The organism is Haloplanus sp. XH21, from assembly GCF_023276355.1.
GTDB classification, from domain to species: Archaea; Halobacteriota; Halobacteria; order Halobacteriales; family Haloferacaceae; genus Haloplanus; species Haloplanus halobius.
Map to the genome: position 1 here is coordinate 96,904 of NZ_JALLPL010000001.1, position 18,173 is coordinate 115,076.

The window sequence follows — 18,173 nt, forward strand, 5'->3', positions numbered from 1 at the left end:
GGGGGCGCGATGCCTTGAGCGTCCGGGCGAGATACTTCGGGCGTTCCACCAGTCGCGACTCACCCCACCGAACCGACGATCAGAGTTACAGTCGTGGACGACGGAGGGAGACCGTGGACCGGGACCGACTCGTGTTTGGGCTGTCGGCCGTGTTCGCCGGCATCACCGTCGTACTGGTGGTGCTCGCGTTCGCCCGCCAGCTATTCCTGCTGTTCCTCGCGCTCCCCTTCGGGGCGACATCGTACATCATGTGGCAACACGCGACGGGACGGTTAGCGGACCGGGCCCGGCGAACGACTCGACGGACGGGACGGACGCGGCGGGCCTCGTCCCGAGAGCGACGGGCGCCGGGCGGATTCGGCGCGACGGCCGGCGGCACGGGATCTCGAACCAGAGAGCGGAGCGCGGGCACGCGCGACTCGGTGCTGACTCGACGCGAGGCCTACGAGACGCTGGATCTCGACTCCGATGCGGGCGAGGAAGCGGTACGGCGAGCGTACCGCGCGAAAGTCAAGGACGTCCATCCCGACGCCGACGGGGGCGACGAGGAGGCGTTCAAGCGGGTGAACCGGGCGTACGAGCGCCTACAGGAGTGACCGCTGCCAGGCTACGAACACTGTGACAACTATACCCACACGACGGAAAGCGTTTTGGCAGGTCACGGCCTAACACGCCCCATGACCGCCGACCGGGCCGTACTGCAGGAGGCCCTGGACCGTGGCGAAGAGGAAGGTGGGCCGATCGAGTTCAAGGAACGTCTCTCGCGTGACGTCCACCTGGTCGACGGCCGCATGGAGAGCCTGGCTGCCCAGTTGCGCCACCGCGTGCTCTCGGGCGACGGCGAGGCGACGTACGTCGTCGGCGTCACGGACGACGGCCGCGTGGCCGGCATCTCCGCGTCGGCGTTCTCCGAGACGATGGACGTGCTCTCCTTGCTCGCCGAGGAGGCCGGCGCTCATATCGAAGACGTGGAGACGTGGGGCGTCGACGAGGACGGACTGGTCGGCGTCGCCACCGTGCGCGAGGGGTCGATCCTCGACACCGACGACTCCCACATCGTCGTCGGCACCGCGGGCCACGTCGACCACGGCAAGAGCACGCTGGTCGGCACGCTCGTCACCGGCCAGGCCGACGACGGCGAGGGCGGGACCCGCTCGTATCTCGACGTCCAACCCCACGAGGTGGAACGCGGACTCTCGGCGGACCTCTCCTACGCCGTCTACGGCTTCGACGGCGACGGCGCGGTCCACCTGGACAACCCCCACCGCAAGACCGACCGCGCACGGGTCGTCGAGGAGGCCGACCGGCTGGTGTCGTTCGTCGACACCGTCGGCCACGAACCGTGGCTTCGGACGACGATCCGGGGACTGGTCGGCCAGAAACTCGACTACGGGCTGTTGACCGTCGCCGCAGACGACGGCCCGACCGAGACGACGCGCGAACATCTCGGCATCCTGCTCGCGACCGAACTCCCGACGATGGTCGCCATCACGAAGACGGATCTGGTGAGCGACGAGCGGGTTCAGGAGGTCGAACGCGCCGTCGAGCGTCTCCTGCGCGACGTCGAGGAGACGCCGCTCCGCATCGAGCGCCACGGCGTGAACGCGGCCGCCGAGGAGATCGGCGACGTGGTGCCGATCCTGCAGACCAGCGCCGTCACGGGAACGGGGCTCGACGCCCTCGACGACCTGTTCGAGCGCCTGCCCAAGACCAACGGCGGCGACGGCGACTTCCGGATGTACATCGATCGCACGTACGCGGTGACGGGCGTCGGCGCCGTCGCCTCCGGCACCGTCAACTCCGGCACCGTCGAGGCGGGCGACGACCTCCTGCTCGGCCCGATGCCCGACGGCTCCTTTCGCGAGGTGGAGGTTCGCTCCATCGAGATGCATTACCACCGCGTCGACCGCGCGGAGGCGGGCCGCATCGTCGGCATCGCGCTCAAGGGGGTCGACGAGGCCGAGGTGGAACGGGGGATGGTGCTCCTGCCCGCCGACGCCGACCCCACGCCCGTCCGCGAGTTCGAGGCCGATGTCGTCGTGCTCAACCATCCGACGCGCATCGGGACGGGCTACGAACCCGTCGTGCATCTGGAGACCGTCAGCGAGGCGGCCATCTTCCGGCCCGAGGACGGCCACCTCCTGCCCGGCGACCACGGCACCACGACCGTCGAGTTCAAGTTCCGGCCGTATCTGGTCGAGGAAGGCCAGCGGTTCGTCTTCCGCGAGGGGCGGAGCAAGGGCGTCGGCACTGTCACCGACATCACGTAACCGTGGGTCGGGCCGGACCGCTCCTGTGGAGCGCCGTCGCCGTGCTCACTCTGTTCGTCTACGCCGCGCTCGCCTTCGTCACCTATCGCGCGCTCCTCCTGCTGTGGGCACAGCGCCCTGCCACCCTCACGACCGCCGTCGTCGTCGTCGGCCTCGCGGTCGTGTTCGGCTACGCGAGCTATCGGGTGGGAACGGCGCGGCTCCGGTTCGCGCTCGACGCGGTCGAACTGCCTCGGCGAGCGGCGCCGCGCCTGCACCGCCGCGTCGACGACCTCGCCGAGCGGCTGGGCGTCGAGTCGCCGCGACTGCTGGTCGCGTCGATGAACCAACCGAACGCGCTCGCCCTGGGCGGCGCCCGCGACGGCGACGTGGTGCTCGACCGGTCGCTGTTTCGCCTGCTGACGGCGCCGGAACTGGAGGCCATCGTCGCCCACGAACTCGCGCACCTGCAGCGGTGGGACAGTCTGGTGAAGACGCTTGGCTACAGCCTCGTCCGCATCCTGACGGGCCTCGTCTGGCTCGTTCTCCTGCCGGTCGCCCTGCTCGTCGTCGGCGTCGCTCGCGCCCTCGCGCTGGCTCGGGGCGGTGATCCCGGGACCGTCCACCGGGCGGCCCGCGTCGCCGACGCCGCGGTGACGAGCCTGGTCGTCGTCTGTCTGTTCGGCCTGTTGGCAGTGGTCCAAGCGTACTCCCGTCACCGGGAGTTCGCCGCCGACGGGACCGCGGCGCGACTGACCGGCCGGCCGCTGGCGCTGGCGAGCGCACTGGAGAAGATCAACCGCGCGACGACGCCCGGGGGACTCCTGTCTCGGCTGGTGATCCACGGCGAGGAAGAGCGGCTGGGGACCGATCTGCTGGCGTCGCATCCGCCGATGACCGCGCGGATCGAGCGCCTGCGGGAGCGCGCGGAGGGCGACGAAAAGGCGGTGCAACGGGAGCGCATCCGGCGGTAGCGGCTCCCGATGAAATCCTCGACGAAGGAGGGCGTGCATGGCTCTAATCGGGCAGTACAGAGGATATACCCGCCGCGAGCGAACGGAGTGAGCGAGCAGGGAAAGAGCCGACCGCCGGGAGGGTCGCAGGCTTTTGATCGAGCTTTTGTCAGGGAGGCGCCGAAGGCGCCGACCGCAGCAAAAGGTCGGTTCGCCGTTCGGCGACGAATTCGCCCGGATCCTTACCCTTTTAGGTGGTTCCTCCCGGATTTAGCGTATGGGATTCGACGAGATGGATGTGGATACGATATGGATGGACGGCGAGTTCGTGGACTGGGACGACGCCCAGATCCACGTGCTCACACACGGACTCCACTACGGAACGGGGATCTTCGAGGGCGTTCGCTGTTACGACACCGAAGAGGGGCCGGCGATCTTCCGCTGGGACGAGCATCTGGATCGGTTCTACAACTCGGGCAAGCCCTACAACCTCGATATCCCCTTCGAGAAGGAGGAACTGACGGCGGCGACGAAGGAACTCATTCGCCGGCAGGACCTGCCCTCCTGTTACATTCGCCCCGTCGCCTACTACGGCTACGATATGCTCGGCCTGAACCCCGAGAGCTGCCCGGAACAGGTCGCCATCGCCGTCTGGCCCTGGGGTGCGTACCTGGGCGAAGACGCCCTCGAGAAGGGCGTCGAGGTCACCGTTTCGTCGTGGCGAAAGTACTCCTCCTCCCAGATCCCGACCAACGCCAAGACGGCCGGCCCCTACGTCAACAGCGTGCTGGCGAGCCTGGAGGCCGAACGCGAGGGCTACGTCGAGGCCCTGCTGCTCAACGAGCAAGGCAACGTCGCCGAAGGCCCCGGCGAGAACCTGTTTCTCGTCCGCGACGGCGAAATCTACACCCCGGGGCTCGCCGAGGGCATCCTCGGCGGCATCACCCGCGACACCGTCATCACGCTGGCCCGCGAACTGGGCTACACCGTCCACGACGACGTCAGCATCAGCCGCGGCGAACTCAACACCGCGGACGAACTGTTCTTCTCCGGCACGGCGGCCGAAGTCACCCCCATCCGCAAGGTCGACAACGTCGTCGTCGGTGAGGGAACGCGCGGCCCCGTGACGACTGAGATCCAGCAGGCCTTCTTCGACCTGGTCGAACGCCGGACCGACGACCACCCCGAGTGGTTCGAGTTCGTCGGGATGGAGTGAGACGGGCCGTTGTAACGGTGTCCCGTCGGTCGCCGCCCACGGGAGCGGTGATCGCCGGAGCTGACTTCCAACAGTCCGACTGAGGTCTCACGGCGCGTCGTCGCCGTCGTCGTCCGCGCCGCCACCGTCGCCTTCCGCCGCGACCGCGATGTCGACGGCGCCGGTCTCTTCTTCCGCGAAGCCGGCGCTGAGGATGCGCGTCAGCGCCTCCTCGACGCTCTCGCCCGTCTCTTCGATGCGGTCGGGATCGACTTCGATGACGAACCCCGTGGTGATGTTGGGCGCGGTCGGCATGAACAGGACGTCCTGCCCGTCGGGCGTGGTCTTGCCCGTTTTGAACGCGGTCATGCGGATGCCAGGCCAGGTCTCCAGCCGAACCGGTTTCTGGAGGTCTTCGGTACCCGTCAGCGCCGTCTCGACGGCGAGTTTCGACGCGTTGTAGAGGATGCGGATCAGCGGGACGCGGTTCATCGCGCTGTCGAGGCCGCGCTCGACCAGTCGCCCGGCCGTGGTGCGCATCAGATACCCCACCGACAACACCAGCATGACGAACACCACGAGCGCCACTGGCACTCCGTAGTAGGGCGGAAGCGTGTCGATGATGGGAAGGTCCGCCACCCGGGAGTAGAGCCAGTTGAGGACGACGAGCGTGACGAGGATCGGGACGAGGACCACCAGCCCGCTTGCGATGTCGCGTCTCCACGAGGACATTGTCGAGATGGACGAGGGCCGGGACCTTCAGCGTGTTCACCCACCGCGACGGACGGTGGGAGCCGCGCGGATCGACACGGGAACACCTTCCGTGGCGCGAATACGCACTATTAACACGCCCCGTGTATCTACTCGTCGTATGGTCATCTCGCTCGTCGCGGGCGCGCTCTGGGCGATGCTGCCGGCGTACGTTCCGAACAACGTCGCGGTGCTCGCCGGCGGCGGCCGCCCCATCGACGCCGGCCGGACGGTCGGCGGGCGGCGCCTCCTCGGCGACGGCAAGACGTGGCGGGGCACGGCCGCGGGCACGCTCGCGGGCGTCGCACTCGCCCTCGTTCTCAACGCCGTCCGGCCGAGCGTCGCGACGGCTTTCGGCGTGTCCCTGCCGTCCTTTCCGCTGCGGGCTGCGGTCGGCCTCGCGCTCGGAGCGATGCTCGGCGACATCGGCGCCTCGCTACTCAAACGGCGCATCGGCCGCGAACGCGGCGCTGCCGTGCCGGGACTCGATCAACTGGATTTCGTCGGCGGCGCGCTCCTCCTCACGCTTCTCCTCGCGCCGTCGTGGACGCTGTCGACGTTCACGCCCGCGCGGCTGGTCGTCGTCCTCGTCGCCACGCCGCTGTTGCACGTCGTCACCAACGCCGGCGCATACCTCCTTGGGCTGAAGACCGAACCCTGGTGAGCGCGGACCGTCCCGTTTATGGTCGTTCCCGGCGGCGAACACGCTAATGGCGAATCAGGAACTCATCGAGGCGCTCCGGGCCGCGGACGCAGTGAAGTTCGGCGAGTTCGAACTCTCCCACGGCGGCACGAGCGACTACTACGTGGACAAATACCTGTTCGAGACCGACCCGCAGTGTCTGCGCCTCATCGCGGCGGCCTTCGCCGACCGCGTCGGCGACGCGAAACTCGCGGGAGTCGCCCTCGGCGCGGTGCCGCTGGTCGCGGTCACGAGCGCCGAAACCGGCCGCCCCTACGTCATCGCGCGAAAGCAGGCCAAGGAGTACGGCACCGGTAACCGCATCGAGGGCCGACTCGACGAGGGCGAGCACGTGATCGTCCTCGAAGACATCGCCACGACGGGGAAGAGCGCGCTCGAAGCGGTCGGGGCACTCCGGGAGGCGGGCGCCGTCGTCGACCGGGTGCTCGTCGTCGTGGACCGCCAGGAAGGGGCCCGAGAGCGCCTGGCCGAGGCGGGCATCGAACTCGAGGCGCTGCTCACGGCGGACGACCTGCTCGCGGACGAGTGAACTCGCCATGCCAACTGTTAAGTTGCGTTTCGCGGATATGCTCAGTCATATATGGCCTTACGTGACTCGCTAGCGGACTTTTTCGAGTTCGAGGAGCATGGGACCGACCTCCGAACGGAAGTGCTCGCGGGACTCACCACGTTCCTGACGATGTCGTACATCGTCGTGGTGAACCCGAGCATCCTCGCCGGGATTCCGGGCGAGAAACCCGGAATCGTGGTGTCGGGCTACGGCCACGGCGAAGTCGTCTCGATGCTCGCCGTCGTCACTATCATCGCGGCGGCGACGGCGACGCTCATCATGGCGCTGTACGCGAACCGACCGTTCGGACAGGCGCCCGGCCTCGGTCTCAACGCCTTCTTCGCGTTCACCGTCGTGGGCGCGCTCGGCATCTCCTGGCAGACGGCGCTCGCGGCCGTCGTCGTCGAGGGCGTCATCTTCATCGCTCTCACCGCCATCGGCGCCCGGGAGTATATCATCCGGGTGTTCCCCGAACCCGTCAAATTCGCCGTCGGGACCGGTATCGGCCTGTTCCTGGCCGTCATCGGCCTGCAGGCGATGCGCATCGTCGTCGACGACCCCGAAACGCTCGTCCAGTTGGGACCGGTGGCCTCCGATCCGGTCGCCATCGTCTCTGCCGTCGGCCTGTTTTTCACCTTCGCGCTGTACGCGCGGGGGGTTCGTGGATCAATCATCATCGGCATCCTCGGTACGACGGCGCTCGGCTGGGTCGTCGCTAACTCGGGGCTGGTCGGGAGCGACGCGGCGTCGCAACTGGTCGCCGGCGGCGCGAACGCCACCTACGACATCACCCCGCTCGCGGGGGCGTTCGTCACCGGCTTCGCCGACATCGAGGCGTTCACCTTCGCGCTCGTCGTGTTCACGTTCTTCTTCGTCGACTTCTTCGACACCGCAGGGACGCTCACGGGCGTTGCCCAGGTCGCGGGCTTTCTCGACGACAAGGGGAACCTCCCCGACATCGACAAGCCGCTGATGGCCGACGCTATCGGGACCACCGTGGGCGGAATGCTCGGCACCTCGACGGTCACCACCTACATCGAGTCGGCGACGGGCGTCGAGGAAGGCGGCCGGACCGGCATGACCGCGCTCGTGGTCGCGCTCCTCTTTCTGGCGTCGCTCGCCGTCGTCCCGCTGGCGGCGGCCATCCCCCTCTACGCCTCCCATATCGCGCTCGTCGTCATCGGCGTCGTGATGCTGAGCAACGTCGTCGACATCGCGTGGGACGATCTCTCCTACGCGATTCCGGCGGGAATGACCATCCTCGTGATGCCGCTCACCTACTCCATCGCGACGGGCATCGCGGCGGGCATCGTCACCTACCCCATCGTGAAGGCCGCACGGGGCGAATGGGCGGACGTGCGCCCCGGGCACTGGGTGCTCGCGGCCGCGTTCGTGCTGTACTACGTCGTGCGGACGCGAACGCTCGCGGCATAGCCACGCACAGCCCCGCCGCCCTCAAGTTCGCGGAGCGCGTAGCGGGATTCGATGACACTCGAACTCTACGAACTGCCAAGCTGTCCGTACTGCGCGAAAGTGAAGACGAAACTGGACGACCTCGGCCTCGACTACGTCTCCCACGAAGTACCGCGATCACACGACGAACGGACGGAAGTCGAAGAAGTGAGCGGCCAGACCGGTGTGCCGGTGCTCGTCGACACGGAACACGGCGTCGAGGGGATGCCGGAAAGCGACGACATCGTCGAGTATCTGGAAGAGACGTACGGCGCTCGCGCCGAGAATTAGGGATTATCGGAACGGTCGATAGATTCGCGCCGGATCGGGCCGGTGCGGATCCATCATGACTCCGGATAAGCTCTATAACTAGCTCTCGGCGGGCGACTGGGCCCGTTCGAGGATGAGGTCCCGAAGGTCGTCGGCGTCGCGCAACGAGGAGAGTTCGTCCTCGCTGATCAGGGCAGTGCCCGCGACCGAATCGCGTTTCTCACGCTCTTCGGTGACGTACACCGAACGGGTGCGCGTCACCCTGCCGAGCGAGGACATGATGCGGGCGCGTTTCTCCGCGCTGCTGGTGAACGCGGAGTGCCCCGTGAGCAGGCTCTCGGAGCCGCGGTCGCCGTCCTCGCTGACGGCAGTGAAGGGCGCGCGCGTCGTCGGATGGACGGTGAAGCCGACGCGGGCGAGCACCGCGAGGACGTGGTCCTCGTCTGGGTCGACCGCGGGGTCCTCGGGGGTGGGGTCGGCCTCGCGGACCGACTCGGCCCCGTTCAACACGTCGACGGGGTCGCTGAAGGGCTGGTCGAACAGGTCCTCAAGTTTGACCGCCACCTCGATGCTGGCGTTCATCCCGTCCTCATATTTCGAGACGGTGCGCCGCGAGACGCCGAGTTCGGTCGCGAGACGGCCCAGACTCCAGCCGCGTTCCTCGCGCTCGTCCGCCAACAGGTCGCCGTCGATGTTGACGTAGAGACCGCCGGGCGCCGCGTAGATGAGCGGCGGGACGTTTTCGACGAACTGGTCGAACGCGGTATCGGGGTTGATGACCGGCACGCCGTGGCGGAAATACACCACCTCGGGTTTGAGTTCCTCGTCCCGAGTTCGAAGGCCGATGACCAGCGGTGTCGCCGACAGATACGAGCCGAGCCGTCGCATCTCCATGCCGGTTTCGGCGTCGAGACTGTCGACGTTGGCGAGGATCTTCACCAACAGGAGGTCGTCACCGCGCCGCGCCGCAAGGTCGAAACTCTTCGGCCGAATCGAACACCGGTCGCTCACCGCGAAGTCCGCGTCCTGAAGCATCGCAGTGATGTTTCCGACCAGTGCTGACCGTGACATACCCAAACGTAAGCGTTCCGCGACATATATAGGTTGCGTCGGTGATCCGCTCCCCGTCCGGCGATTGGACCAACGACCCGCTGCGCCGGCGACGCGAAACCGCTTTCCTCGTCGTGGGCGTAAGGCGCTCGTGACGCTCGTCGGCATCGACGACACCGACTCCCGCGACCGGGGAATGTGTACGACGTACGTGGCGGCCCGCGTCGCCGACGCCATCGCGGCCGGCGGCGGCACCGTCGAGCGACGGCGCCTCGTCCGGCTCAACCCTGCCGTCGAGTTCAAGACGCGCGGCAACGCAGCGCTGTGTATCGAAACGGATCTCGATCCCGCCCGGGCGTTCGACCTCGCCGCCGCCGAAATCGAGCAATTCGCCGTCGTCGACGACCCGCGAACGAGTCCGGGCGTGGTCGTCGCCGACGCGACGGCAGAGACGGTGGCCGACCCGGTCGTCGACTTCGCCCGTCGGGCGCTCCACGACCGCCTCGACCCCGACGAGGCAGTGACGTGTCTCGAGCGCCAGGGCTACCGGCATCGCGGGTGGGACGGCGGCCGGGGGCGTGTCGGTGCCCTCGCGGCCATCGGCGCCGCCCGGGCGTTCGACGACTGGACCTACGAACACATCGTGTACCGCGAACTCGACCGGTGCGGGACGCCGCGGAAAGTCGACCGCGAGAGTGTCTTCGCAGCGGCCGAGGCGGCCTATCCAGACGCCTGGGATACGGTCGACCGCGCGGAGGACGAACTCGTCTGCGTGCCGTCGGCGCCCGGCCCCATCCTCTACGGCATCCGCGGCGACGACGCCGAGACGGTCCGATCGGTGGCGGCAGCCATCGAGAGCGAACCCGTCGAGCGCGAGGTGACGTATCTCACCAACCAGGGGACCGACGCCCACCTCCAGCAGGGGCCGGTCGAGACAGTGCGCGACGACCGGGCGTATCGCGTCGACGGCGCCGTCGACGACCCCCCCGAGACCCGCGCGGGCGGGCACGTCCACCTGACGCTCCGCGATGACGACGCGACGCTCCCCTGCGTGGCGTTCGAACCGACCAAGCGCTTCCGCGACCGGGTGCGGGCGCTCCGGCCCGGCGACCGGGTGACGGTCTGTGGCGAGGTGAGTCAAGGAACGCTCAAACTCGAAAAGTTCGCGCTGCGAGACCACGTGACGACCGAACGCGTCGTGCCGGCCTGTCCCGACTGCGAGCGATCGATGAAAAGCGCCGGGCGCGACCAGGGATACCGGTGCCGTGACTGCGGAACGAGCGCACCGGGGCGTGTCGACCGCGAACTCGACCGCGAACTCGACCCCGGATGGTACGAGGTGCCGCCGTGTGCCCGCCGGCATATCGCCAAACCGCTCGTTCGCGGCGGGTTCGACGCGCCGACCCATCCCGAGCGGTAAGCGTACTTATTTCGCGTCGCCAGTCAGCGGGAGGACCACGTCGGCGTCGGCGTCGGCGTCGAGGACGCCCCGCTCGCGGTAGATGCGGAGTCCGGCCGGCGCGGCCGCGGCCGTCGGTTCGACCTGGAAGCCGCGGCGTTGGAGGTCGTCACGGGCGCGGGCGACGGCGTCGGCCGACACCGAGATGGCGTCGCCGTCGGTTTCGTCGATAGCCGCGTCGATGGCGTCGCGGCGAACGGGGTCGCGGATCTGGATGCCGTCCGCGAGGTCGTTCGATCCGTCGTCGCCGTCGCCCCGCGCGGTCGCGACGGGGGCGTAGCCCGCCGCCTGTACCGCGAGCAGGCGGGGCATCGCGTCCGTCCAGCCTGCATCGCGGAGCGCGCGAAAGCCGCGGTACGCGCCGAGAAAGAGCGTGCCGTGGCCGAGGGGGAGGACGAGGGCGTCGGGCACCGACCAGTCGCGCTGGGCGGCGAGTTCGATGCCGAAGGTCGCCGTCCCGGCGAAGAAGGCGGGGTTCCAGGCGTGGCTGGCGTACCAGCCCTCGCCGTCCTGGACTGCCTGTCGGCAGGCCGCGGCCACCGCCTCGCGGTCGCCCTCGACCTGAACGGCCGTGGCCCCCGTCGCCTCGATGGCTCGCCGTTTCGCCGCCGTGACCGACGCCGGGACGTAGATGTCGGCGTCGAGACCCGCGCGGGCGGCGTAGGCGGCGATGGCCGCGCCGGCGTTGCCCGACGAGTCCTCGATCACGCGGTCGACGCCGAGTTCGAGCGCCCGCGAGATGACGGCCGCCGCGCCGCGGTCCTTGAAACTCCCCGTCGGCGAGACGTACTCCAGTTTGAACGACGCGTCCCAGTCGGGGGCGTCGAGCAGCGGCGTGAACCCCTCGCCGAGGGTGACGAGCGGCGGGACTGGCAGGAAATCATCGAAGGCACCGATCCCGCGCCGGGAGTCGAACGACGCGAACGCGGGCGGCGGACCGGTCGGCAGGGGCGTGGTGGCGAACTCGAGCGGCGCGCCGCAGGGACATCGCCAGCGGTCGTCGAACGTTTCCCCGCACCGGGGGCAGATGAGCGAGGCGGACATCATGCGGATTATTGTAACTGTCTACCGGTGGATCGCAAAGACTGTTCGGGGAGCAACCGGTACTGATAGGAATTATCGGCAGTCACTATAGATTCTCGCCGTGACGGGTCGGCGAGAATCTATCGACCGTTCCGATAATCCCTCTGACTTACAATAAACCGCATCAGTAGGTGTCCACGTTCTTGCCGACGGAGCAGACGTACTCCCCGCTTGCGACCTGCGGGAGGCGGCGACTCCGCCAGAAGATGCCGTCGTTGTCGGCGGTGACCCGGGCCTTCAGTTCGCCGAAGGTGTCGGTCACCTCGAACAGGATCTCGTCGGCGCTCACCCGGTCGCCGAGGTCGTGTTTGAACCGGACGAGGCCGCCGACCGGCGAGCCGTACTGGTCGAACGACTTGGCGCGCGTCTGGTCCGTGATGTCGGGATCACCGTCGAGGAAGCCGTACCCCTGCAACACGTTGAACACGCCTTCGACGCCGGTGGCGATGCTCTCCTCGTCCCACCCGACGGCACCGCCGAGTTCGGGATCGATGGCGGGCGTGCCGTCGGCGGGCGCGACGCGGGCGAGTTGGCCGTCCGGCCCCTTCTGGTCGAGGATGTGGCCACAGCCGAACGTCTTCGCGAGGTCCAGACACTCGGAGTGGAGGCGGTGTCGGCGGCCACACCGCACCCGTACCTCGTCGATCATCCGACTGGTCGATCCCTGATGGAGGTCGAGAATGAGGTCGGCGTTCCGGGCGACATCGTAGGTCGCGGCGGCGATGCGCTCGCTCGACGTGCCGGTTTCGTCGCCGGGGTACGCCCGATTCATCTTCGTATCGTCGATGGGGTTGCGGTGTTCGGCCACCTGGAAGGCGTGGTAGTTGACGATGCCGACGACGATCACCGTGCCGGCGAGTTCGTCGGGGTCGAGGCGCGGAACGACGCGTTGCACCACGCCGACGCCGTTGAGCTCGTCGCCGTCACTGGCCGCCTGGATATAGAGCGTCTTCCCATCGCGGGCGCCCTCCACGACCGCGACCGGCAGCCCGAACGTACTCCCGTCCCGTGTCTCGCCGACTTCGAGACGGCCGGTGTCGGTCGTTCCCGGCGACGCGTCCGCGCTTCCCACCGAAGTCATTGTTCGACCCACGAACTCATCCCCTTTGAGCGATTCGGTCGGGAGCGACACCAGACCGAACGCCCGCGTACCGACACACAACGACGAGGCTTTGGCGGTCGGTCCCGATGAGCCGAGCGTGAGCGACGACACACCCGACCGGCCGCCGGTGGCCGGCCTGCTCGACGCCCTGCGGGTGCGGCGCAACGCGACCATCGGCGCCGTCGCCGGCGTGGTCCTCGCCGGCCTCGGCTATCTCGTGCGCGTCTTCGAGTTGATCGGGCCCGTCGCCGGCACGCAGTCCTACCCCGTGGTCGGCCCCGAGGGCTGGTATCTCCTCTTGAGCGTCGTTCTCGCGTCGGCGACGGCGCTGCTCGTGACGACGCTCCTGACGGCCGCGACGGCGTACCGACTCGTCGGCCGCCAGCAGGGAGAGTAGGGCCGACTGGCGATCAGAAGCGCCTCCCGTTAGTCGAAGGGGTCCTCGTCGCCCGTCAGTTCGGCGAGTCGCGTCGCCCCGGCGCGGGTGCCCTTGGCGATGAGCACGTCTCCGGGATGGACGGTCGTCCGTGGACCGGGCGAGACGACCCAGTCGCCGTCGCCCCGCCGCACCGCGATGACGCGCATCCCCGTCTCGGTTTTGACCTCCAGTTCGCCGAGCGAGGCGCCGGCGAGATGGCTGCCGGCCCGGACGCCGACGCGGACGATCACCTCGTCCGACTCCTCGACCGCGGCGGCGACGACGGGATGCGTATCGAGGCCACGGAGGACGCCCTCGCTGATCTCCAAGGCAGCGTCGCTGATGACCTCGGTCGCGCTCGCGAGATGGACCAGCCCGCGGAGCGTGATGGGGTCTTCCACCCGTCCGGCGGCGCGCAACACCCACGCCTCGAACCGCGATTTCAGGGCGTCGACCTCGGCTTCGAGTTCGACCACCTCCTCGGCCACCCCTTCGCTGTCGAACAGCACCGACCCGTAGGCCAGGTCGACCGCGAGTTCGCTCATGTTTTTCATCAGGACGATGGAGTCGACCGCGCGGTCCAGGTCGTCGATGGAGGACGGCACCGAATCGGGCGGGGTGTAGGTGTCGCCGGTGACGGTTTCATACACCGGGGAGAGCGCGGTTTCGGTGCCCCGAAGGAGGACGACATCGTCCGCATCGAGCGTGGTGTCGCGGTCGGGGTTGGCGACCCAGTCGCCCGCCCGGCGGAGCGCGATGACGCGCACGCCCGTTTCGGTCTCCAGGTTGAGATCGCCGAGCGTCCGGCCGGCGTAGTCCGACGCGGAATCGATCTGTCCCCGGACGACGGTTTCGACCGCCTCCGGGATCGCCGCGCGCATCGCTTCGGGGACGCCGATGTCTTGGAGGACGATCTTCGCGATGTCGCCCGCGGCGTCGCTGATCTTCTCGGCGGCGCCGACGACGCCGAGAACGGGGGCCAGCCCCTCGGCGTCCTCCGGGCTTCGAGCCGCCATCAGGAGGCTCATCCGCGCCTGTAGCTGCAACACGTCCATCCGCTCTTCGAGTTCGAGCACCTCGGCCGCCACCTCGTCGCTCCCGTGGAGCACGGCCGAATACGAGAGATCGATGAGGAGTTCGGCCGTGTCCTTCATCTCGACGAGGACGTTCTTCACGCTGACCGGTTCGTACTCGACGTCCCCCGGATCCATACTCCCCCTCGGACCGCCGGAGGGATAAAAGCCACCGGGCGAGGGGAGCGGTTGGTTTCGGTTGCACACGCAGTCCCACGATCACGTGCGCGGACGTACAGACGGCCACTTCGGAGCGGCGGGAACGCTTACCTTCCCAGGCGGCGTACGTCCGGGCGTTCGATGGCCATCGACCCGCGAAACTACGACGTGGACGAACTCCGGGCGGTGAGCGGCAGCGAATCGCCGGGTCGCGCAGTCCCATGGCCGGGAGGCTTCGAGGCCGCAATCGAGCCAGCGGACTGGCCGGGTGAGTTCGAGCCAGCGGTCGACGCGTTCGAGGCGGAATCGGCCCGCCCGGCGGCGACCGTCGCGTTCGAGGCGGCAGTGCGGCGTGCTCTCGCGAACCTCGATCAGGCGGCCGGCACCGTCGAGCGACCGTATCTGCCCACCCTGCCGGCGTCGCCGGCGGCCGAGCGGCTCGTGTTCGAGTGGCTGGAGTTTCTGTGCTTGCAGGCCGGCCGCGAGTCCGTGGATGACGCAGTAGCGCTGTACGAACGGGTCGACTGGATCGGCGAGGACGCCGCCGCCGAACTCGATGCATCTCTCGCGGAACTGGAGGTGTCGCGGGCGAACGAGGACAACGAACTCGACACCGCAGATCACCAGGTGAGCCTCCGATACATCGCACGACTCGCAGCGCTGATAATCGGGGAGTGAGTTATTTACCACGTCCGAGAGAACCGGGTTGCGTATGAGTGACTCGGACGCGGGGAGCGACGAAGACGAAGCTGAAGCGGTAGCCAACGAGGGCGACGAACCGACGCCCATCGGCGTCAAACTCGGGAGCACCCGAACCGTCATCGCGATTCCGGAGGACGGCGGCCTACGGACGGTGAAGACGCTGACCTGTCTCGCCACCTACGAGGACGCCATCACGGGCGAGGAGAAAGTCCTCTACGGCGAGGAGGCGGCCCGGGAGTATCCCGACCGAGTGCAGTACACGCTCCGGTCGGGGCTCCCGGAGGACGAAGACGCCGCCGAGTTGACGGCGACGTTTTTCGAATCGGTCATCGAGGCCAACGACGTGCCCACGGACAGCGCCGTGGTGTACGCCATCCCGACCATCGACAACGAACGTGGCCTGTCGAACCTCGAATCGGTCATCGAGGGGAGTTCGATCGGCGAGACGCTGATCCGAAGCTACCCCGAATCGCTGTGTGGCGCAGTCCCTGCCCTCGGCGCGGACCTCGAAGCCATCGACGACATCTTCGTCACCGTGAACATGGGATCGACGAACCTCGAAGCGTCGGCCTACCGGCGCGGTGAGCAACTCATCCCGTTCACCACCGGCGCCGTCACCGGCAACGAGGTGGACCGCCGCATCGCCAACTACGTCGAGGAGGAGACCCAGGGACGCGTGAACATCGACACGACGACCGCTCGAGAGTACAAGGAAGAGCACGCCGACTTCGTGGATTTCGAGCCGTTCACGGACATCATCCAGCAACCCGGCGGTGGCTCACACGAGTTCACCATCGAACGGAGCGTCATGGACGCCGTCGACGAGTACGTCGACGAAGCCGTCGAGGAGGTGGCCAACGCCTTCCTCCCTGACCTCGCCAACGACTACATCAAGGTGTACCAGTTGGCGCTCGACCGACCCATCGTGCTCACGGGCGGGATGACGTGCATCCCGGGCATCGTCGAGGAGTTCGAGGAGCGGTTGAGCGACGAACTCGAACGCGACGTTGACGTGGTGGCGCCGGACGACCCCTCCCTGTCGGCAGCGGTGGGCGCACAGCGCATCGCCGCCCGCCTCGTCGACGCCGACGCGTACTGAGAGGAACTATCGGAAGTCAGCAGAGCCGTTTATTGGAAGTCAGTACCGGTGGGTCGCCGGGACGGTCCGGCAAGAATCTCCAGACAGGTGCGATACTCCCTCTGACCCGGACCGACGACGCTTTGGCCCGGCCGGACCAGTCGACGGGTATGAAGCAGGCCATCGTCGCGCGGACCGACCTCGGGATGGGACAGGGAAAGCTCGCGGCGCAGGTCGCCCACGCCTCGCTGTCGGCCTACGAGGACGCCAGTCAGCAGACTAGACGGGCGTGGAAGGGTGGAGGACAGAAGAAAGTCGTGTTGAAAGCGAGCGGCGAGTCCGAACTGTTCGAGCTGGCCGACGCGGCCGAGCGCGCGGGGCTGCCGCACGCCATCGTCCGAGACGCGGGGCACACCCAACTCGATCCGGGAACGGTGACGACGCTGGCCGTCGGCCCGGCCGAGGACGAGGCGGTGGATCGGATCACGGGCGACCTCTCGCTGTACTGATCGAGGGCGGCCCGGCAGTATGAACCGATAGGATCACCCGTGATGGCGGCGAACGACTCCATCGACACCGAATGCGCGAGGCACACCCACTGGAACGGCAGGTCGGCATCGAGTACTACGTGAGCGACGGCCCCGGCGTCGGCGGGCGCCTGCGCGAGGACCCCGAGGATTTCCGCGTGCGGGAGCTAGAGACGTTCGACCCGGAACCGCTCGACGCCGATCCGGCGCCGTACCCACATCTGTTGGTGCGGGCGACGCTCACCGAGTGGGACACCAACGACTTCGCGGGCGCGCTCTCGGACGCCCTCGGGATCAGTCGCGAGCGAATCTCCTGGGCCGGCACCAAGGACAAACACGCGGTCACGACGCAACTGTTCTCGATTCGCGGCGTGGACGCCGCCGACCTACCGGACCTGCGGAACGCCGACATCGACGCCATCGGTCGGATCGGACGCAACCTGGAGTTCGGCGACCTGGCCGGCAACGCCTTCGAGATTCGGGTTCGCGACCCGGAACGGCCGGATCGAGTCGACACCATCACCGACGCGCTCGAAGCGTTCGGCGGTGGGAGCGTCGCCGTGCCGAACGTCTTCGGCCACCAACGGTTCGGCAGCCAGCGACCCGTCACCCACGAGGTCGGCCTGTGCATCGCCCGCGAGGAGTGGCGCGAGGCTGTCCTGACGTACGTCGCCAACCCCGCGGAGACGGAACCGGAGCGGACCCAGGAGGCCAGATCCCGCGTCGCGGCGGTGGCCGCGAGCGACGATCCCGACTGGCAGGCCGCGCTCGACGCGATGCCCGGCCACCTCGGCTACGAGCGGTCGATGCTTCACAAACTGGTCGAAACGGGAGGAACGACGCCGGACGATTTCCGCGCCGCGCTGGAGACGGTGCCGTGGAACCTCCAGCGCCTGTTCGTCAACGCGGCGCAGTCCTACGCGTTCAACCGCATGCTCTCGGAACGACTGCGTCGCGGCCTGCCGTTCGACCGTCCCGTCGCCGGCGACGTCGTCTGTTTCGCCGATACTGACGCACCCGAAGGCGTGACGCTGACCGACACCGACCGCCTCCAGCGCGTGACCGAAGATCGAGTGGACGTGATCACCCGCCACTGCGAGCGCGGGCGGGCGTTCGTCACCGCGCCGCTCGTCGGCACGGAGACGACGCTCGGCGACGGCGACCCCGGTGACATCGAGCGCGCGGTGCTCGACGACCTGGACCTCGAACCGGGCGATTTCGACCTCCCCGGGAACTTCGATTCGACGGGGACGCGCCGGGAGATCCTCGTGGCGACGACCCTGTCGGTGGCGCGAGAGCCGCTGACGCTCTCGTTCTCGCTGCCGCGAGGGTCGTACGCGACGGCCGTCCTCCGGGAGTATCTGCAAGTGGACCCGCGGGATCTGTGACAGGGGTCCGAA

At 68.2% G+C, this 18,173-nt stretch carries 19 protein-coding genes; 14 read left to right on the plus strand and 5 right to left on the minus strand.

From position 1 onward, the window contains the following. The first annotated feature begins 113 nt into the window (after positions 1-113). The 4 genes from MXB53_RS00495 (at position 114) to MXB53_RS00510 (ending at position 4,418) form a co-directional block, all read left to right on the plus strand. The gene (locus MXB53_RS00495; RefSeq protein ID WP_248895257.1) at positions 114-596 is read left to right on the plus strand and encodes a J domain-containing protein; all 483 of its coding nucleotides are present in this window, start codon (positions 114-116) and stop codon (positions 594-596) included. An 81-nt stretch (positions 597-677) separates the two neighbouring features. Continuing rightward, positions 678-2,270 (plus strand): GTPBP1 family GTP-binding protein, encoded by a 1,593-nt coding sequence (locus MXB53_RS00500; RefSeq protein WP_248895258.1) that lies wholly within the window; start codon positions 678-680, stop codon positions 2,268-2,270. Between the two features lie 2 nt (positions 2,271-2,272). Then, positions 2,273-3,223: a M48 family metallopeptidase gene (locus tag MXB53_RS00505; RefSeq protein WP_248895259.1), complete on the plus strand. Its 951-nt coding sequence runs from the start codon at positions 2,273-2,275 to the stop codon at positions 3,221-3,223. A 256-nt stretch (positions 3,224-3,479) separates the two neighbouring features. Next, positions 3,480-4,418 carry a branched-chain amino acid transaminase gene (locus MXB53_RS00510; RefSeq protein WP_248895260.1) on the plus strand — a complete coding sequence of 313 codons (939 nt, stop codon included), beginning with the start codon at positions 3,480-3,482 and terminating at the stop codon, positions 4,416-4,418. An 87-nt stretch (positions 4,419-4,505) separates the two neighbouring features. Here MXB53_RS00510 and MXB53_RS00515 read toward each other — a convergent pair whose 3' ends face one another. Next, positions 4,506-5,129, minus strand: a complete 624-nt coding sequence (locus tag MXB53_RS00515) for a DUF502 domain-containing protein (RefSeq protein ID WP_248895261.1) — start codon at positions 5,127-5,129, stop codon at positions 4,506-4,508. 139 nt (positions 5,130-5,268) lie between these two features. Between MXB53_RS00515 and MXB53_RS00520 the strand changes: the two genes are divergently transcribed. Genes MXB53_RS00520 through MXB53_RS00535 form a run of 4 tightly spaced genes read left to right on the plus strand, consistent with a single transcriptional unit; the run spans position 5,269 to position 8,143 of the window. Further along, positions 5,269-5,811 (plus strand): CDP-2,3-bis-(O-geranylgeranyl)-sn-glycerol synthase, encoded by a 543-nt coding sequence (locus MXB53_RS00520; RefSeq protein WP_248895262.1) that lies wholly within the window; start codon positions 5,269-5,271, stop codon positions 5,809-5,811. A 46-nt stretch (positions 5,812-5,857) separates the two neighbouring features. Continuing rightward, positions 5,858-6,379 (plus strand): orotate phosphoribosyltransferase, encoded by a 522-nt coding sequence (gene pyrE / locus MXB53_RS00525; RefSeq protein WP_248895263.1) that lies wholly within the window; start codon positions 5,858-5,860, stop codon positions 6,377-6,379. Positions 6,380-6,430: 51 nt separating this feature from the next. Continuing rightward, entirely contained in the window at positions 6,431-7,834 is a 1,404-nt protein-coding gene (locus tag MXB53_RS00530; RefSeq protein ID WP_248895264.1) for an NCS2 family permease, read from the plus strand. A 51-nt stretch (positions 7,835-7,885) separates the two neighbouring features. Continuing rightward, complete coding sequence (locus MXB53_RS00535; protein ID WP_248895265.1) at positions 7,886-8,143, plus strand: glutathione S-transferase N-terminal domain-containing protein; 258 nt, start codon at positions 7,886-7,888, stop codon at positions 8,141-8,143. A gap of 78 nt (positions 8,144-8,221) precedes the next feature. On the opposite strand, the gene MXB53_RS00540 is transcribed toward MXB53_RS00535, so the two are convergent. After that, positions 8,222-9,193 carry a transcriptional regulator gene (locus MXB53_RS00540; RefSeq protein WP_248895266.1) on the minus strand — a complete coding sequence of 324 codons (972 nt, stop codon included), beginning with the start codon at positions 9,191-9,193 and terminating at the stop codon, positions 8,222-8,224. 130 nt (positions 9,194-9,323) lie between these two features. On the opposite strand from MXB53_RS00540, the gene MXB53_RS00545 reads away from it, so the two are divergent. Next, positions 9,324-10,592 carry a TiaS agmantine-binding domain-containing protein gene (locus MXB53_RS00545; protein WP_248895267.1) on the plus strand — a complete coding sequence of 423 codons (1,269 nt, stop codon included), beginning with the start codon at positions 9,324-9,326 and terminating at the stop codon, positions 10,590-10,592. A gap of 6 nt (positions 10,593-10,598) precedes the next feature. Here MXB53_RS00545 and MXB53_RS00550 read toward each other — a convergent pair whose 3' ends face one another. Continuing rightward, the gene (locus MXB53_RS00550; protein ID WP_248895268.1) at positions 10,599-11,675 is read right to left on the minus strand and encodes a pyridoxal-phosphate dependent enzyme; all 1,077 of its coding nucleotides are present in this window, start codon (positions 11,673-11,675) and stop codon (positions 10,599-10,601) included. 163 nt (positions 11,676-11,838) lie between these two features. After that, on the minus strand, positions 11,839-12,795 hold the full coding sequence (locus MXB53_RS00555; protein ID WP_248895269.1) for a succinylglutamate desuccinylase/aspartoacylase family protein: 957 nt from the start codon (positions 12,793-12,795) through the stop codon (positions 11,839-11,841). Between the two features lie 118 nt (positions 12,796-12,913). On the opposite strand from MXB53_RS00555, the gene MXB53_RS00560 reads away from it, so the two are divergent. Next, positions 12,914-13,213, plus strand: coding sequence for a DUF7536 family protein (locus tag MXB53_RS00560; protein WP_248895270.1), 300 nt, complete (start codon positions 12,914-12,916; stop codon positions 13,211-13,213). A 29-nt stretch (positions 13,214-13,242) separates the two neighbouring features. Here MXB53_RS00560 and MXB53_RS00565 read toward each other — a convergent pair whose 3' ends face one another. Continuing rightward, a complete protein-coding gene (locus MXB53_RS00565; protein WP_248895271.1) occupies positions 13,243-14,445 on the minus strand; it encodes a potassium channel family protein in 1,203 nt (400 codons plus the stop codon). A 162-nt stretch (positions 14,446-14,607) separates the two neighbouring features. Here MXB53_RS00565 and MXB53_RS00570 point away from each other — a divergent pair, with 162 nt between their 5' ends. The 4 genes from MXB53_RS00570 (at position 14,608) to truD (ending at position 18,161) form a co-directional block, all read left to right on the plus strand. Beyond that, the gene (locus MXB53_RS00570) at positions 14,608-15,144 is read left to right on the plus strand and encodes a FlaD/FlaE family flagellar protein (RefSeq protein WP_248895272.1); all 537 of its coding nucleotides are present in this window, start codon (positions 14,608-14,610) and stop codon (positions 15,142-15,144) included. Between the two features lie 34 nt (positions 15,145-15,178). Next, a complete protein-coding gene (locus MXB53_RS00575; protein ID WP_248895273.1) occupies positions 15,179-16,267 on the plus strand; it encodes an actin-like salactin in 1,089 nt (362 codons plus the stop codon). A gap of 149 nt (positions 16,268-16,416) precedes the next feature. Next, positions 16,417-16,755 (plus strand): peptidyl-tRNA hydrolase Pth2, encoded by a 339-nt coding sequence (gene pth2, locus MXB53_RS00580; protein ID WP_248895274.1) that lies wholly within the window; start codon positions 16,417-16,419, stop codon positions 16,753-16,755. A gap of 71 nt (positions 16,756-16,826) precedes the next feature. After that, on the plus strand, positions 16,827-18,161 hold the full coding sequence (gene truD / locus MXB53_RS00585; protein ID WP_248895275.1) for a tRNA pseudouridine(13) synthase TruD: 1,335 nt from the start codon (positions 16,827-16,829) through the stop codon (positions 18,159-18,161). Positions 18,162-18,173: the final 12 nt, after the last annotated feature.

Coding starts and splice junctions, on each gene's coding strand:
- MXB53_RS00500 (WP_248895258.1), top strand. CDS start 678: ATGACCGCCGACCGGGCCGTACTGCAGGAGGCCCTGGACCGTGGCGAA.
- MXB53_RS00510 (WP_248895260.1), top strand. CDS start 3,480: ATGGGATTCGACGAGATGGATGTGGATACGATATGGATGGACGGCGAG.
- MXB53_RS00515 (WP_248895261.1), bottom strand. CDS start 5,129: ATGTCCTCGTGGAGACGCGACATCGCAAGCGGGCTGGTGGTCCTCGTC.
- MXB53_RS00520 (WP_248895262.1), top strand. CDS start 5,269: ATGGTCATCTCGCTCGTCGCGGGCGCGCTCTGGGCGATGCTGCCGGCG.
- pyrE (WP_248895263.1), top strand. CDS start 5,858: ATGGCGAATCAGGAACTCATCGAGGCGCTCCGGGCCGCGGACGCAGTG.
- MXB53_RS00530 (WP_248895264.1), top strand. CDS start 6,431: ATGGCCTTACGTGACTCGCTAGCGGACTTTTTCGAGTTCGAGGAGCAT.
- MXB53_RS00535 (WP_248895265.1), top strand. CDS start 7,886: ATGACACTCGAACTCTACGAACTGCCAAGCTGTCCGTACTGCGCGAAA.
- MXB53_RS00540 (WP_248895266.1), bottom strand. CDS start 9,193: ATGTCACGGTCAGCACTGGTCGGAAACATCACTGCGATGCTTCAGGAC.
- MXB53_RS00550 (WP_248895268.1), bottom strand. CDS start 11,675: ATGTCCGCCTCGCTCATCTGCCCCCGGTGCGGGGAAACGTTCGACGAC.
- MXB53_RS00555 (WP_248895269.1), bottom strand. CDS start 12,795: ATGACTTCGGTGGGAAGCGCGGACGCGTCGCCGGGAACGACCGACACC.
- MXB53_RS00565 (WP_248895271.1), bottom strand. CDS start 14,445: ATGGATCCGGGGGACGTCGAGTACGAACCGGTCAGCGTGAAGAACGTC.
- MXB53_RS00570 (WP_248895272.1), top strand. CDS start 14,608: ATGGCCATCGACCCGCGAAACTACGACGTGGACGAACTCCGGGCGGTG.
- MXB53_RS00575 (WP_248895273.1), top strand. CDS start 15,179: ATGAGTGACTCGGACGCGGGGAGCGACGAAGACGAAGCTGAAGCGGTA.
- pth2 (WP_248895274.1), top strand. CDS start 16,417: ATGAAGCAGGCCATCGTCGCGCGGACCGACCTCGGGATGGGACAGGGA.
- truD (WP_248895275.1), top strand. CDS start 16,827: ATGCGCGAGGCACACCCACTGGAACGGCAGGTCGGCATCGAGTACTAC.